At 59.1% G+C, this 14,560-nt stretch carries 15 protein-coding genes; 6 read left to right on the plus strand and 9 right to left on the minus strand.

What is annotated here, in order from left to right; translation table 11 throughout:
• Positions 1 to 66 precede the first annotated feature (66 nt).
• Genes JMY29_RS08870 through JMY29_RS08885 form a run of 4 tightly spaced genes read left to right on the plus strand, consistent with a single transcriptional unit; the run spans position 67 to position 5,138 of the window.
• Positions 67 to 1,065: a sugar ABC transporter substrate-binding protein gene (locus tag JMY29_RS08870; RefSeq protein WP_055976455.1), complete on the plus strand. Its 999-nt coding sequence runs from the start codon at positions 67 to 69 to the stop codon at positions 1,063 to 1,065.
• A gap of 34 nt (positions 1,066 to 1,099) precedes the next feature.
• Positions 1,100 to 2,608, plus strand: coding sequence for a sugar ABC transporter ATP-binding protein (locus tag JMY29_RS08875; RefSeq protein ID WP_162239613.1), 1,509 nt, complete (start codon positions 1,100 to 1,102; stop codon positions 2,606 to 2,608).
• Positions 2,605 to 3,618 (plus strand): ABC transporter permease, encoded by a 1,014-nt coding sequence (locus JMY29_RS08880; RefSeq protein ID WP_055976450.1) that lies wholly within the window; start codon positions 2,605 to 2,607, stop codon positions 3,616 to 3,618. Before JMY29_RS08875 ends, JMY29_RS08880 begins: the two co-directional genes overlap by 4 nt.
• A gap of 56 nt (positions 3,619 to 3,674) precedes the next feature.
• Complete coding sequence (locus tag JMY29_RS08885) at positions 3,675 to 5,138, plus strand: amidase (protein ID WP_055976447.1); 1,464 nt, start codon at positions 3,675 to 3,677, stop codon at positions 5,136 to 5,138.
• A 108-nt stretch (positions 5,139 to 5,246) separates the two neighbouring features.
• Here JMY29_RS08885 and JMY29_RS08890 read toward each other — a convergent pair whose 3' ends face one another.
• Positions 5,247 to 6,059, minus strand: a complete 813-nt coding sequence (locus JMY29_RS08890; protein ID WP_189075694.1) for a TetR/AcrR family transcriptional regulator — start codon at positions 6,057 to 6,059, stop codon at positions 5,247 to 5,249.
• A 280-nt stretch (positions 6,060 to 6,339) separates the two neighbouring features.
• On the opposite strand from JMY29_RS08890, the gene JMY29_RS08895 reads away from it, so the two are divergent.
• Entirely contained in the window at positions 6,340 to 7,869 is a 1,530-nt protein-coding gene (locus tag JMY29_RS08895; RefSeq protein ID WP_189075693.1) for an APC family permease, read from the plus strand.
• Between the two features lie 111 nt (positions 7,870 to 7,980).
• Here the strand turns inward: JMY29_RS08895 and JMY29_RS08900 are convergent, their stop codons facing one another.
• The 8 genes from JMY29_RS08900 to JMY29_RS08935 all read right to left on the minus strand — a co-directional run bounded on the left by JMY29_RS08900 (position 7,981) and on the right by JMY29_RS08935 (position 13,555).
• Positions 7,981 to 8,763, minus strand: coding sequence for a zinc-binding dehydrogenase (locus JMY29_RS08900; RefSeq protein WP_237567112.1), 783 nt, complete (start codon positions 8,761 to 8,763; stop codon positions 7,981 to 7,983).
• A 191-nt stretch (positions 8,764 to 8,954) separates the two neighbouring features.
• Positions 8,955 to 9,173, minus strand: a complete 219-nt coding sequence (locus JMY29_RS08905; protein ID WP_055976435.1) for a hypothetical protein — start codon at positions 9,171 to 9,173, stop codon at positions 8,955 to 8,957.
• Positions 9,174 to 9,185: 12 nt separating this feature from the next.
• Entirely contained in the window at positions 9,186 to 9,500 is a 315-nt protein-coding gene (locus JMY29_RS08910) for a putative quinol monooxygenase (RefSeq protein ID WP_055976432.1), read from the minus strand.
• A gap of 2 nt (positions 9,501 to 9,502) precedes the next feature.
• On the minus strand, positions 9,503 to 10,333 hold the full coding sequence (locus JMY29_RS08915) for an N-acyl homoserine lactonase family protein (RefSeq protein ID WP_055976429.1): 831 nt from the start codon (positions 10,331 to 10,333) through the stop codon (positions 9,503 to 9,505).
• Positions 10,320 to 10,754, minus strand: a complete 435-nt coding sequence (locus JMY29_RS08920) for a carboxymuconolactone decarboxylase family protein (RefSeq protein ID WP_039240875.1) — start codon at positions 10,752 to 10,754, stop codon at positions 10,320 to 10,322. The genes JMY29_RS08915 and JMY29_RS08920 overlap by 14 nt, the downstream gene beginning before the upstream one ends.
• A gap of 28 nt (positions 10,755 to 10,782) precedes the next feature.
• Positions 10,783 to 11,634, minus strand: a complete 852-nt coding sequence (locus JMY29_RS08925) for an NAD(P)-dependent oxidoreductase (protein ID WP_189075691.1) — start codon at positions 11,632 to 11,634, stop codon at positions 10,783 to 10,785.
• A gap of 53 nt (positions 11,635 to 11,687) precedes the next feature.
• Positions 11,688 to 12,440 carry an SDR family oxidoreductase gene (locus JMY29_RS08930; RefSeq protein WP_189075690.1) on the minus strand — a complete coding sequence of 251 codons (753 nt, stop codon included), beginning with the start codon at positions 12,438 to 12,440 and terminating at the stop codon, positions 11,688 to 11,690.
• The gene (locus JMY29_RS08935) at positions 12,437 to 13,555 is read right to left on the minus strand and encodes an alcohol dehydrogenase catalytic domain-containing protein (protein ID WP_039240877.1); all 1,119 of its coding nucleotides are present in this window, start codon (positions 13,553 to 13,555) and stop codon (positions 12,437 to 12,439) included. The genes JMY29_RS08930 and JMY29_RS08935 overlap by 4 nt, the downstream gene beginning before the upstream one ends.
• A gap of 152 nt (positions 13,556 to 13,707) precedes the next feature.
• On the opposite strand from JMY29_RS08935, the gene JMY29_RS08940 reads away from it, so the two are divergent.
• Positions 13,708 to 14,385 (plus strand): GntR family transcriptional regulator, encoded by a 678-nt coding sequence (locus JMY29_RS08940; RefSeq protein WP_039240879.1) that lies wholly within the window; start codon positions 13,708 to 13,710, stop codon positions 14,383 to 14,385.
• Positions 14,386 to 14,560 lie beyond the last annotated feature (175 nt).

The following is a 14,560-nucleotide window of genomic DNA, read 5'->3' on the forward strand; positions in this document are numbered from 1 at the left end:
GGATCTACTCCCCAGGAATCACCACCCTGCGGCCCCACATTCCATCGCCCAGGAGGCTCACAAACTATGCATCTCAAACCAACCCTCATTGCAGGTGTGGCGGCTTTGGCCCTGGCGTCTACGGCTTCGCTTTCGGCCTGCAGCGCACCAGCATCCAGCTCTGCCAACGCCGAATGCTCGAAGACGTACACCGTCGGTTTCAGTCACCCGATTGGCGAAGCCGAGGTGATCAAAGCTTTGAAGTCATTGGCCAAGGAGTACGCCACCAAAGTTGGTTGCGTCGACCTGCTTCTGGACAACACCACCGGAATGAAATTGGAAAGCCAGCGTGCCACGGTTGAAAGCTGGGTGACGCAGCACGTGGACGCCATCGTCCTTTGGCCAGTCGACTCGACGGCTTTCGCCGGACTCCAGAAGCAGGCACAGAGCCAGGGCACCAAGTGGCTCACGTATTTGACCAGCATGGACGGACAAGACGGCAGCGTCGGCTTTGATAACAAGCTCCAAGGAGAGCAGATCGCGGCGGATGTCACAGCGTGGATCGGGAAAAACTACCCCGACGGCGGTGCAACAGCCGCGGTCACTACGCTGACTACGCTGCCGCCTTCGCGACCCAGATACGAACTTCCCATCAAAGCCATTGAAGAGGCCGGCCTCAAAGTTGTTTCTGAACAGAACTGCACGGATCAAGCATGCGGTCTTCAAATTGCGGAAGATGCCCTGCGCGAGCACCCCGATTTGCGCATCTTCATTGGGCTCAGCGACGAGTCCGCCATCGGCGCGATGAAGGCCTTCAAGAACGCTGGAATCGACCCAAACACCGTCTACATAGCTGGCCAGGATGGCTCACCTGAGGGTCTGGCCGCGGTCAAGGAAGGCGGCATGTACCGGGCAAGCTCCGCGATACCTATGGATGCCCTGGCAGCGTCCATCGTTGACGCAGCCCTGGCCGCCGTTACTGGTGAGGGCGAGCCCAATCTCGTTACTCCGACGGTTCTGGCAAAGGCCGACAACCCGCAGCTGGTAGCCGATCTCATCGGGAACTTTGAGCGCAAGGGCCAATGAAATGCCACGGGACGCTGTGATTGAGGAAGATTCCGTGAATTTCGGCCTTGTGCTATCGGGAATCCGCAAATCGTATGGAGCGAATCACGTGCTGCGGGGCATCGACATGAATATTCCTGCGGGCACGGTTCATGCGCTTCTTGGTGCGAATGGTGCGGGGAAGTCGACACTGTTGGGTTGCCTCAGCGGAGCCACCAGTCCTGACGACGGTGAAATCGTCATCGGGGGACGCCCATACCGTGGGCTTACGCCGACACAAGCTTTTGAAGCTGGATGCGCCATCATCTACCAGCATTTTCAGCTCATCGCGTCGCTCTCCGTCGCGGACAACATATTTCTCGGCCAAGAGCGTCGTACCGTCCTCGGGGCGATCGATACCCGCCGGCAGGAGCGTGAAGCACAAAACATCCTCGAATCTCTGGACGTGGACATAAACCCCAAATCCTTGGTCGGTTCATTATCAGTGGGGGAGCAGCAGATCGTTGAAATCGCTCGGGCGTTGCGACGGAAACCGGACCTTCTCATTTTGGATGAACCAACGGCAGCCCTCGGCCCTCATGAAGTAACGGCCCTGATCCGGCTCGTGCGCCGGCTGGCCACGACGCAGGGACTCACCGTTATCTACGTGACGCACCTGCTGAACGAGGTGTTGCAGGTCGCCGACGCTGTAACTGTCCTCCGCGACGGCCGGGTGCACTGGACCCGGGATCGCCTGGACCTTCAAATGGTGGACCTGGTTGATGGCATCTCTCCGGGCAGCTCACTGACCGGCCGGGCATCAGACTGCGAACCAGGCGCGCCGATGCTGCAGTTGGAGGCACTACAGTGCTCCTTCACGGGGCCTTTGACGACGACAGTGCATGCCAATGAAATCGTCGGACTGTTCGGGCTGTTGGGCTCGGGACGAACGAACCTTCTGGAGTCTCTGGCAGGAGTAAGGAGACCCGTGGGAGGGGGCATCAGCCTGTCGCGGACGTCCCCTGCCTCCACTCGGTCTAAGTCACTGAGGGCAGGCATTTCCTTGGTGGCTTCCGATCGAAAAGAACAGTCGCTTTTCGGCAGCATGACGGCTGAAGAAAACGTACTTCTTCCGCACTACCACCAGCTCTCACGTGGATTTCGTAGCCGTGGCCGCGAACGGGCGGCCTTTCTTGAGACGGCCGGGAGGATCCGGCTGAGTCCGATGTCTCCAGGGAATCCAGCGGATTCGTTCTCGGGGGGAAATGCCCAAAAGCTGGTGGTGGGGCGTTGGGCCGGTGACCTTGGCGACACATCGGTTCTGCTCCTGGATGAACCAACTCAAGGGGTGGACATCGGATCCCGACACGAGATCTACGAATTACTCCGCGAGTTTGTCTCCGGTCCTGAGCGATGCGTGATCTTCGCGAGCAGCGAACCCGAGGAAATCCTCGCGCTTGCCACCCGTGTCTTCGTTCTGGTGGACGGAGTGCCCAGGGAAATCGCCCCCGAAGACATCACAGAAAATTACCTACTGTCAGCTGCCCAAGGCAGTTCTGGCGAAGCGGAAGGAACATCAAAGTGACTACGTTGGAGTCCACCACCAAGAGTCCCCCAAGCAACAGCCCAGGGATCAAACAGCCTGGCCTCACCGGCAAAAAGCTGGTTCTTCAGGGCATCAACTGGTTTATGCCGGCCGCCACCCTTGGTCTCATGGTGTATTTCTCTCTGGCGACCAAGTCTTTCCTTACCGGCGGCAACCTCCTGGCGGTACTAACCCAGAATGGGCCCACCTTCATAGTGGCCGTGGTGGCTGCAGTGTTGCTGATGGCCGGATTCGTAGATCTGTCCGTCGGTTCGACGTTGGCCTTGGCCGGAGTGTGCTCCGGGCTGACGTTCCTGAGTTCCGGTCTCATCCCCGGGCTCTTAGTAGGAATCGCAGTAGGTACAGCAATCGGCGCCATCAATGGATTGTTGATTGGATGGCTGGAACTGTCTCCCTTGGTAGTAACGCTGGGAATGCTCGCAGCTACGCGGGGTGTTGCTCAGTACCTTGCCCCCGATTCGCTCTACGGTTTTCCATCTGACGTCAATGTCCTGGGCAATGGCTCCATTTTCGGTGTGTCCTATCTGGGCCTCGCAGCCTTGTTGGTCATCGGCGCAGCACTGCTCACCATGAATCGTCTCCCTGTTGGCCGCAAAATCATCGCAATCGGGGTGAATGCGAGGGCTTCCTACCTTGTAGGCATCCCGGTCAAACGCTTGTCAGTGCTTCTCTACGTTGTTGTAGGACTGGCGGCAGGTATTGCAGGTGTCCTGCAGGTGGCGAGACTGGACAGTGCCCCCTCGGGCACTCTGGGGGTCGGATTCGAAGTGACCGTATTGACCGCCGTGCTCCTTGGCGGTGTGCCGTTCAACGGTGGACGTGGCAGCGTCCTTCGCGTGGTTCTTGGAGTATGGCTCATCGCCATCCTTAAGAACGGGCTAACGCTACTCAACTTGGGGCCGGAAATCGCCGGAATCGTGACGGGCAGTGTACTGGTCCTGGCCGCCGGCCTTGAGGCCATCCGCTTCTGGGTGCAGCGGTCCAAGTGACGCACTCAGCGAACAGCCACGACTACACCCCAAACCTCAAACCCAAGGAGAGCATCATGGACCACGTCACCACTGAAGACATCCCCTGGATGAGCGCGACACATATAAGCGAAAAGGTACGCCGCCAGGAACTTTCCCCTACCGATATCGCCACATCGATGACGGACCGCATCAAGGCTGTGAATCGGCAATTGAACGCGTACGTTACCTTCGACGAGGAGCAGGTCACCACGGACGCCGAACGCCTGCAGACACAGGTGGACTCGGGTGCAGAGCTTGGGCCGCTTCACGGGGTCCCTTTCGCAGTCAAGGAACTCACCGCCATGAGTGGACTGCCGGCAACGTACGGCTACTTGCCGCTGAAAGGAACCGTAGCTCAGCACGATGCTGCCGTCGTTAAGCGTCTCAAAGCGGCTGGGGGGTTGTTTCTCGGCAAAACGAATATGCCCGAGGGTGGCTACTACGGGGGGACGGACAACCATTTGTACGGGCCCACTCACAATCCCTGGAAAAGCGGCTACTCGGCCGGCGGGTCCAGCGGGGGATCGGCTGCTGCTGTGGCTGCAGGCCTTGCACCCATTGCAGAGGGGAGCGATGGAGCGGGGTCGGTTCGGATCCCGGCTTCAATGTGTGGTGTTGTCGGAATGAAACCAACCCATGGGCTCATCCCACAGACAATTCTGGGGGGTCGCTTTTATACCTGGATCTATCATGGGCCGATTGCCCGGACAGTGGCTGACGCTGCGCTCATGCTCAATGTCATGGCTGGTCCGGACGACGAAGACCCAACCAGTCTTCCGGACATGAATATTGACTTCACCGAGGAGATCAAGATGCCGATCGACGGCCTACGGATCGCCTGGTCCTCAGATCTGGGCCTTGGCTACGTGGACCCGGAGGTCGCGGCGATCTGCAGGTCTGCCATGGACGCTTTCGAGGAACTTGGTGCGGTTGTCGAAGAGGCCACTCCGTCATGGGGCGGAGCCCAGGAAGCGATGTGGAACGGCGTCTGGCTTCCTGGATTTGCCAGCCAGGTTGACCTGCTGGACTGGCAGGGCATGACGGGACAGGTGGATGAAAACCTTCTGGAGATCATGAGCCAATGCAAGACGCTGAATGGAGAAGATAAGGGCAGGGCCGACCTTTACCGCGGTCAGATGTGGCAGACCTTCAGAGAGTTCATGTCAGGTATCGACCTCTTGATTTCTCCAACCCTGACCTCAGCGGCTTTTCCTCTGGAACAGTTCGCGCCCAGCTGGCTTGAGGGTAAGCCGCTCCGGGAGCAGATCCTCGGATGGTTGCTCACGTATCCATTCAACATGATGACGACGCCATCCATCACGGTGCCCGCGGGACTTACCTCGGGAGGACTGCCCGTTGGACTACAAATTGCGGGCGGTTTTCACGCGGATGCGAAGGTTCTGAGGGCCGCCGCAGCATTCGAAGCCGCCAGGCCTTGGTCACACCTCCGCCCTTCTCATATGGGTGACCGGGAGCTGACGGCTCCGCGTCCCGCATAGGCATTCTTCGAGTACAGGCGAATCTATATCTTGTTCTGGGTCGGCCCGGGCGTTCGCGTCCGGGCCGACGTGTTGACAGCTGTCTCGGCCGGTCGCGGGCGCGGGATCCTAAGGCAGATATGTGGACAGATATTCGATGCTGGAGCGTTTCATTTCCTGCAGCAGCGCCTCGTTGCCTCGATCCTGCGACTCCCGATAAGCAAGGTCAAATCCCTTATCCAACATGCCGACAAAAATTTGTGTCACAACTCCCAGCGGAACCTGCGGCGCGTCGGGCCTGACCTCGGTTATGGTTCGCGCCAGAAAGGCTGCCAGTTGGTCGTCGTGCATACGGTTGGCGCGGATCATGCGCCCGGTGAACTCTGTGGAAAACCAGATGGCACGGAAGGCTGGAGTCTCATTGAAAAATTCAATATGGGCTTCCACACCGGCTTCGGCCTTCTGCTTCCAGTCAGACCCACCTAAGTCGAAATCAACTTTATCCAGCCGGTTGTCAAGGTCCTGAAGGCAGGACACAAGAATTTCTTCCAGCAAGGCCTCCCGGCCATCGAAAAAGTTGTAAAGCCATCCAACAGATACGCCAGCCCGCGCTGCCACGGTAGTCGTGGTGACTGCTTCAGGTCCGCCCTCGACCAGAAGGTCGATAGCGGCTTTCAGTACCGTCTCCATCTTCGAACGGCTGCGCTTTTGTACGGCCGTCCTGTGGGCGCCGACTGTGGCGGACGCCTCTGTCAGAAGCTCGGAGAGAGAATGAGCTGGTCCCGCAGATGCAGGCGGACGGGCTCCATCAAAAGGTGCAATGGAATCACTTACTTCACGTTGCGCTGCCTGGCTCATCGTGGCGCCCCCTCCAGCCTGTCTCCTGTAAGCATGAAACTTTTCACGTTCCGTGGTCCAGTCTAGGTCTTCGCCGGGGCTCATGGGTCCTCTCCAGTAACTGACTCTTGCACTAACTGTGACTTATGCCTCATACTTCGAATATGAAAGATGAACTTGTTTCATTCTTTCGGTTTCACTGGACGCAGCGAAGCCAGCTTGACTTCATCGACTCTGCCAACTCAACGTGCGGCCAATCCTCCACGCGCAGATGGCAAGAACGATGCGGACCTACCGCGTCCCCAATTCTCGACGGTATCCGCACCCTCCCAATGTTCTTTGGCGCGCTCCCCAACAGTGCGTCAAAATTTGAAGAAGGACCCCCATGGCAACTTCCAGTGCCCTTTCCGCGTCATCTGAACAGACAGAAGTCCATCGACTCAAATCCGGTTCCCTCGGACTGGTAGGCATTCTTCTGCTGGCTTTCTCCAGCGCAGCCCCCTTGGTGGGCTGCTTGGGCAACATTCCGCTTGCGGTCGCCTTCGGCAACGGTGTAGGCGCTCCAGCCGGATTCATCGTCGCAATGGGCGTACTTCTCTGCTTCGCCGTCGGCTATGTAGCCATGACGCGACGTCTCAGCGCGACCGGCGGATTCTACAGCTTTATCAGCAACGGTCTGACTAAACCGCTCGGGCTGGCATCAGGGCTGTCTCTGATGCTGGGCTACCTATGCGTCCAGGTGGCGGTATTGGGCGCGATCGGATATTTCGGCTCGGCCGCCCTGAAGCAATCCTTGGGAATAGACGTGCCCTGGCTTGTCATCGCCGGTATCGCCCTGGTCCTGGCCGCAGTGGCATCGTACTTCGGCGTCGAACTTTCAGCTAAGGTGCTTGGCGTCCTGTTCATCGGGGAGATTATCATTCTCGCCGTTGTCAATGGTGCCATTTTCATGAATGGGGGACCAGAGGGTGTTAGCCTCGAACCGATCAACCCCATCAACGCCTTCGGCGGGATCGCCCCGGGTATCGGTATCTTCTTCGCTTTCTGGTCCTGGCTCGGATTCGAAGTGGTTCCTAACTACGCAGAAGAATCAAAGAACCCCAAAAAGCTTGTGCCGTTGGCGACTTACCTTGCGGTAATCGGCATCGGCCTCATTCTGTTCGTCACCGCTTGGGCAACAATCACGGGTTTCGGAACCGGCAAAGTGGTGGATGAGACAACCGGCCTGCTGGGTCAGTCCTACATTTCGCTCGCTCAAACTTACGTTGGTGCCTGGGCTGCCGATTGCATCAACTGGCTTGTGATAACCGGCTGCTTCGCGTCCGTGTTGGCCTTCCACCAAACTGTTTCACGCTATATCTACGCGATTGCACGTGAGGGTGTTCTGTTCCCCGGCAAGTTGGGCCACACACACCCGCGTTTTGGAAGCCCGCATCACGCTGCAGTTGCGACGTTCTTTGGAGCGGCGCTGATTCTGGCCCTTTTCACGGCTTTCTACTTTGCTGCTCCCTCGGCCCAGGAATTCGCCAGCAACGACTTCAACACTGCCGCCTACTCAGAGGTCTTTGGCTGGTTCGCGATCGCATGTACCTTCTGGGTCATGCTTAACCAGATCTTGTGCTCCATTGCCACCATCCGGTACCACCGGCTGCCAGCGCACCGCGTGCATGCTCACTGGTGGCGGACGATGTTGGCCCCGGGGATCGGAGCACTTGGTTTGGGCGGTGCCCTCTACCTGCTGTGGTCCAATCTCAGCACTCTTGGGGGCGACATCATCTGGGTCAGTCTCATCCCGTGGTTCTGCATCGGCTGGTTTGTCTTCAGCCTCCTCATAGCATTCTGGTTGAAGTCCAAGCGCCCAGCGGCGTACGAAGGACTTGGCCGCGTGCTATCGACGACAGCCGACGACGCCTAGCCAGCGCATCTCCCTCAACCATCAATAAGAAATGCCGCCCCAATCGCTTTGGGGCGGCATTCTTGGCGTCCGTTGGATGCAAGCACTTTGATGCAAGCCCTTGAGTCAGTCCTAAATTGTGAGGATCAACTTGCCGCCGGCAGCTCGATTCCCCAACCGGTCAAGGGCGGTAGCCATGTCATCCCAGGAGAGGACTTGGGCGACATGGGGGATGAGCGTACCTTTCACCACGAGCTCCAGGAGCAGTGCCAGATCTCGTCCGAAGGGAAGGGGATCAAAGAACAGCTCGAAACCCAGGATCTTGACCAGAGCACCGTTGTAAACATCACGGACATTGAAGGTAGTCGGCTCGTCTGACGAATTGCCAAAGGCAACCAACCTTCCCCGCGAATCCAGCAATGAGAGTGCGCGGCCGAGCACTTGGCCGCCCACCGACTCGATGATGACATCGAAACGATCACGAACTTGCTCGATGTCAGTTACTACATGTTTGGCGCCAATGCCCTCAAGTACTCCGGCCTCCGTGCCCGTGGAGACCAGCGCCGTAACCATGGCTCCTGCTCGTGCGGCGAGTTGAACAGCGAACTGGCCAACACCGCCGGAAGCCCCGGTGATCAGGACATGATCACCGAGGCCCGCCGCGCCCAGCCTTAGGGTGCGCAAGGCTGTGAGTGCGGCTGTCGGCAAGGCTGCGGCTTGAGTGAACGTCACTTCATCCGGAATGGCGGCAATCCAGTCACGGCGCACGGCGACCACCTCTGCCCAGGCGCCATGTTCCACTATTCCCAGAACCCTGGAACCAGCCCTCAGCTCCTCGCTGGCGTCCTCCATGAGGACGCCAGCGAAGTCCCAACCGGGGATGGTGCCTGGGGTCGCTGTGCGAAGTGCCCGCATTTCTCCTCGGTTGAGGGAAATGGCATAAACCTCAACCAGGACTTCATCAGGATTTACTAAAGGCGTTGCGACGTGCTGAATGGCGATTCGCCCGGGAGCCTCAGAGCTGACTGCCAGTGCACGCATTGTTGACGAGGCAGGTGGTGAGTGTTTCACAGATCCTCCAGAGGTGTTCTGCTGCAGGACAAGGACTAGGCCGGCGAGACGACGACACCTTCCCGGTAGTCGAAAGCCTTGCGCTGGTGCGTGGTGTCGGAGACTACCCAGATGACAGTGCAGTCCTCGGTGATCGCGTCGACTGTCGCCGGGTATTGCTCGCCAATGGATTCCCGAACCAGGACGGTCTGGGCAGGCCGAAGCCCGGACCAGTTCTGACTGATCCGGGCTTCGGTGGTGGAGGCTGTTTCCATCCTCGTGCCTTCCTAAGGAGCTTCTGCGGGGCTGTTGGCAGTGACATAGGTGGAAACGGTCCGCGCTTCGAGCTCCGGGATGATGTGGACAGCCCCGATGGTGAGGAAATGTTGCGTCTGTCGATGCAGGTCAAAGTCCTCGGCAGTGTGGTAGCTCTCCAGGATGACAATCTTCCTGTCATCCTCCACTCCGCGGAAGAATTCGTAGGAGATGTTGCCGGGTTCTTCACGGGTCTGGGCTGCCATTTTCTGCAGGTGTCCCAGAACCTCTTCCGTGGTTCCTGGCTTGGTTCTGTATCTGGCAACGACATTGAAAGTGCTGGTCATGATTACTCCTTTGGGTCTTGGTGGGTTGCGCCGATGGCCACGCCGGCCCCGGCAGGGAGTTCCTGGCAGGGACGGAATCGTGCCAGAACGTCCGGATCATGGCCCGCGACGACGGTGATCCCGCGTTGACGCGCTTCTTCACGGATGAACGAGAATGCCTCATACATGGCCGGTAGATCGCTGATTGCAGTAAAGGGCATGTCGCGTTCCAACTCCTCGTAGAAGTGGACAGCGTCAGAGGCCAAAAGAACGTCGCCCTCCGAAGTGGGGACGTAGACAATTGCCTGTCCGGGCGTGTGCCCGCCGACTTCGACCAGTCTGATTCCCGGAGCCGGTGACGTTTCGCCCGAGAACAACTTGAGGCGCCCCTGGGTTTCGGCCAAGCGAAGCTGGTATATTTCACCGTCTTCAGCGTAGAAGGAGAACTGGACGTGTCCAGCTGTCGGCGAGGTCCAGAACCGGTATTCAGCTTCGGCAATGTGGATCCGGGCGTTCGGGAACAGGTCAAGGTTTCCGATGTGGTCGTAATGGCCATGGGTCACTATGACGTCACCGACATCGTTCGGGTCAATGCCTAGGTGGGCAAGGGCCTCTGCGGGGTGCAGCAGCAGGGTACGGCCGCGCCGGCGGCCAGCTTCTTCACCGAAGCCTGTGTCCACAACAAGGGTGCCCTCTGGCCCTTGAAGGATCCAGAAGTAGTAGTCAACGGTGGCCGGTCCGTCGTCTTCCCCGTACAAACGGTAGTTAAGGTAGACGTCGCTGCGTTCAGTGGCCCGGGTGCCGACGCGAACGACGACAACCCGGTAGCCGCCGTCGTTCTTAGCCGGCGCCATTGCCGCCCTCGTGAACTGCCACGGACGGTTCGAGTCCGTCGGCCCCCACAACTTCCCGCCATGCTTCGAATCCGGCCTGGAACGCAACGACGCCGGCTTCCGGAAGCGAAATTTCGATCGCTTCCAGGATCTCGGTGGGCGTCAGGCCAAGGTCGAGCGCTACGCGGATGTGGGACTGGATGTGTCCCTTGGATGCGCGCATAACTGTGAGGCTGACAATGAAGATGAGTTCCTTGGTCCTGCGGTCAAGAGTGCGCTCATCCAAATAGGCAGCGGAGACCACATGATTAGCCGCCTGAAGTACGGGAAAATCGTGCTTGGCCATTACCTTGTGGTAGTCGAGGACATATCCGCGTTTGCGCGCCATGTCGTCGATGTACGTCTGGGCCTCGGCGGTCTGGTCGTTCAGATCAATGGTCATAGTGGTGTCCTTCCGGATGGTGCGGCGTTCAGCTGGCGCGCAGCGGTGTGCCGTTGAGTTTTTCGTAGTATCGGGCAAATTCGGTGTGATCCGGGTGGTCACTGTCCAAGAGCTCACGTGCTTTCTCGGCGGTTTCCTGCGCGGTGAGTACGATCGGCGCTTCGGCGGATTGCTGGGAAATAAGGTTCCTGGCAATCTTTAGGTCCTTGAGCATGAGGTCCATGGCAAAGCCCGAATCAAAAGTGCCAGTCAGGATATGGCGGGGATACTTGAACTCCGACGCCTGGCTGCGGCCTGTGGAGCCATTGATGACTTCCAGCATCTTCTCCGGCGCAATTCCAGCCGTTGCGGCCACCGTCAGGATTTCGGCGGCGGCGGCAAGGTTGGTGGCCGACAACAAGTTGTTCAGCGCTTTGGCTGCGTGTCCCGTCCCCGGGGGCCCAACGTGTGTGATGGACTCTCCGAGGTTGCGAAGATGCCGTTTGGCGCGTTCGACGGCGGTGCTGTCGCCACCTACCATGATGGCCAGCTTCCCGGTCAAAGCCTTTGCGACGCCACCCGACACCGGTGCATCCACGTAATCGATGCCGAGGGCAGCTGCTTCCGCGGCAAGGGCTGCGGTGCTTTCGGGTTCGGAGGAGCTCATGTCAATGATCAAGGTTCCAGCCGTCAGGTGCTTCAGGAGTCCCGGACTGGTGCGCAGTACGGACTCGATGATCCTGCTGTTGGGGAGCATGAGGATCACGGTCCCTACGTGGGACGGGATGTTCTCGAGGTCCGGCAAAGCGGTGCCGTTCGTAGCCGCAGCTACCTCTGCGGCGACCGTAGGGTTCGTGTCGTAGACGAACAGTTCGCGTCCGGGGGAATAGTTGATGGCCATCGGCCGGCCCATATTCCCGAGTCCTACAAAAAGGGATGCGTGAGTGTCGGCGATTACCATGTTGATGTTCCTCCATCGACGGTGAGCACAGATCCCGTAGCGAAGCTGGACTCTTTGGCTGCCAGCCAGACAATGGCTTCGGCAACTTCTTCCGGGCGCCCCATGCGCTGCATGGGCGAACGGCCGTTGAGGGAGTCAACGAGCTCTTGCGGTTCCGGCGACTCGGCGATCATTTTGTCGAAGTAGGGCGAGTTGATGGTTCCGGGAGCCACGGCATTGACGCGAATGCCTTGATCCACGTGGTCCAGTGCCATAGCCCGCGTCAGCGCCGATACGCCGCCCTTGGAAGCCACGTACGCGGCGCGGTCGCGGATGCCAACGTTTGCTGTGTACGAGGACGTGTTCACGATCCTGCCATCACCCGTTTTCGCGAGTTCCGGGATGGCGTACTTAGAGCAGAGGTACACGCCCTTGAGGTTGACGGACATGAGGCGGTCCCAGTTGTCCTCGTCGATGTCCAGCACGTTTCCTGGGAACCCGAATCCCGCGTTATTGCACAGGACATCAATGCCTCCGAAGTTATCCACGACAGTCTTGATCATGGAACGGACACTGGCCGAGTCGCTGACGTCGACGGTGACGGCCAGTGCCTTGGCGCCGGCCTCGTCCGCAACTTCCCGTGCCGCCGCTTCATTCTTGTCAGCGATGACTATGTTCGCGCCAAGCTCGGAGAATCGAAGGGCAGCTGCCCTGCCGATACCACTGCCGGCGCCAGTGACTATGACGGTTTGGTCAGTGAAGTTCACGAGGCGTTTCCCTTGAGGTCGATGATCTGACGAATGACTTTGCCTTCGCGGAGTTCATCCATGGCGTGATTGATGTCGTCCAGGGCGATGGTGCCGGAGATGAGCTTTTCGACTGGCAGGACGCCATCCAAGTACATCTGGGCATAGCGGGCGATGTCCTCCGACGGAATCCCGGAGCCCATGTAGGAGCCGATGATCTGACGGGCTTCAACAACCAGGCTCAAGGGCGAGATTTCGAGTCGTGCATCGGGCCGGGGAAGCCCGACTGTCACAGTTCGGCCGCCTGGTTTGGTCATTTCGATGGCGCCGGAGAGCGCAGCGGGGTTTCCCACGCACTCGATCACGGCGTCGAACTTCAGGCCGGCGGCCGCTGCGTCGGCGGGTGTGTAGGCAGCAGTCGCACCGATCTCCAGCGACGTTTCCAGCTTGGAGGGGAGCATGTCGATGGCAACCACTTCGCCTGCGCCAGCGGCTATTGCCACGAGTGCAGCTGCAAGGCCGACGCCGCCCATGCCAACAATGGCAACAGACTCACCTGGGCGGACCTTAGCGGCATTGATGACCGCGCCGCCACCAGTGAGGACAGCGCATCCAAGAAGAGCGCCGACGTCGGCGGGTACGCCTTCGGGCAGCGGAACAACAGAATGCTTGTCTACGACGGCGTACTCGGCAAACGCCGAGACTCCACCGTGGTGGTCAAGGGGCTGGCCGTTGATGCGGAGTCGTCGGTCTCCGTGAAGCAGCGTTCCTTCTGCGTTGGCCTTGGTGCCTTCGAGGCACAGTGCCCACCCGCTGGAAGTACATGCAGTGCATTCACCGCAACGCGGCATAAAGGTCATTGTGACGCGCTGTCCGACCTTGAGATCGTCACAGTCTTCGCCGAGTTCCTCGATGATTCCCGAGCCTTCGTGACCAAGGACCATCGGTACGGCGCATACGCGCACACCGCTGACGCGTGAGAGGTCGGAGTGACATACTCCCGCAGCTTCCATGCGGATGAGCACTTCGCCGCGGCCTGGCGCGTCAAGGGTCAACTCAGCCACATTGATGGGAGTGGTCTCCCCCCAGGGCGTGGGCGCCCCGATGGTTTCCAGAACTGCTCCTCTGAACTTCATCGTTCTCCTCCAGTCGCCGCCGTTGCCGGCGGAATCATTCTTTGTGAGCTGCACTTCGCGCTAATCCAGTATTACAGTAATACCTATAAGCGTGTCCAGTCCCACACTTGCTGATATCACGTATGATGGTGAAACCCTTTAGAAGGAATGCCATGACTATTGACGCCATCCGCAGGACAGCAGCACCGCTTCGCACGGAAGTGGTTAACGCGCTACGTCGAGCCATAGTTGCCCAGGAATTTGCGCCGGGGGACCGCCTCGTCGAGACGGTCATGTGCGAGAAGTATTCCGTGAGTCGAACGGTGATCCGTGAAGCCCTGAGGCAACTTGAGTCCGAAGGGCTTGTGACCATGGTCCCGAATCGTGGCCCGGAAGTTGCCACGCTCAGCATTCACGATGCGGAAAGCCTGTATGAAGTGCGCCGCGCACTTGAGTCGCTGGCTGGCAGCCTTTTCGCGGAAAGGGCGAGTGACGCACAGTGTACTGAGCTGGTTTCCAGGCTTGGGGAAGTCAAGGTGGCCGTGGCTTCAGGGGATCCCGAAAAACGCCTGGCTGCTAAGGATCGCTATTACGACGTGCTGCTTGATGGCACCGGAAACGCGGAGATCGCGCGGATGTTGCGCAGCGTGAATGCCCGGACTCAGATGCTCCGTACGCTCTCCTTGGCCGCTCCGGGCCGTGATGGAAGAACCATCGCTGAGATTACCCGGATCACCGCGGCGGCAGCAGTCAACCGCGATCCCGATGAAGCCCGCTTGGCCTGCGAGGAACACGTCCGCAATGCTGCCGAGGCAGCGCTGGGGGAGATGCGCAAACTCCACGCCAGCTGATTCCAGCCCCTTCAAAGCTCCGGTTCACCCTTGGTGGACCGGAGCTCTTGTTTTGCCCGACGACGCAGTTGACGTGGATCACATACCCGTTCTAAGCTCATAACACCGTAATACGGTCTTATGACATTCCAGTATGAACTGGATCCCCAACTCTCTGTTTCGAAAGGTTGAGCGT

Origin of the sequence: Paenarthrobacter nicotinovorans (assembly GCF_021919345.1) — a bacterium.
Lineage (GTDB): Bacteria > Actinomycetota > Actinomycetes > Actinomycetales > Micrococcaceae > Arthrobacter > Arthrobacter nicotinovorans.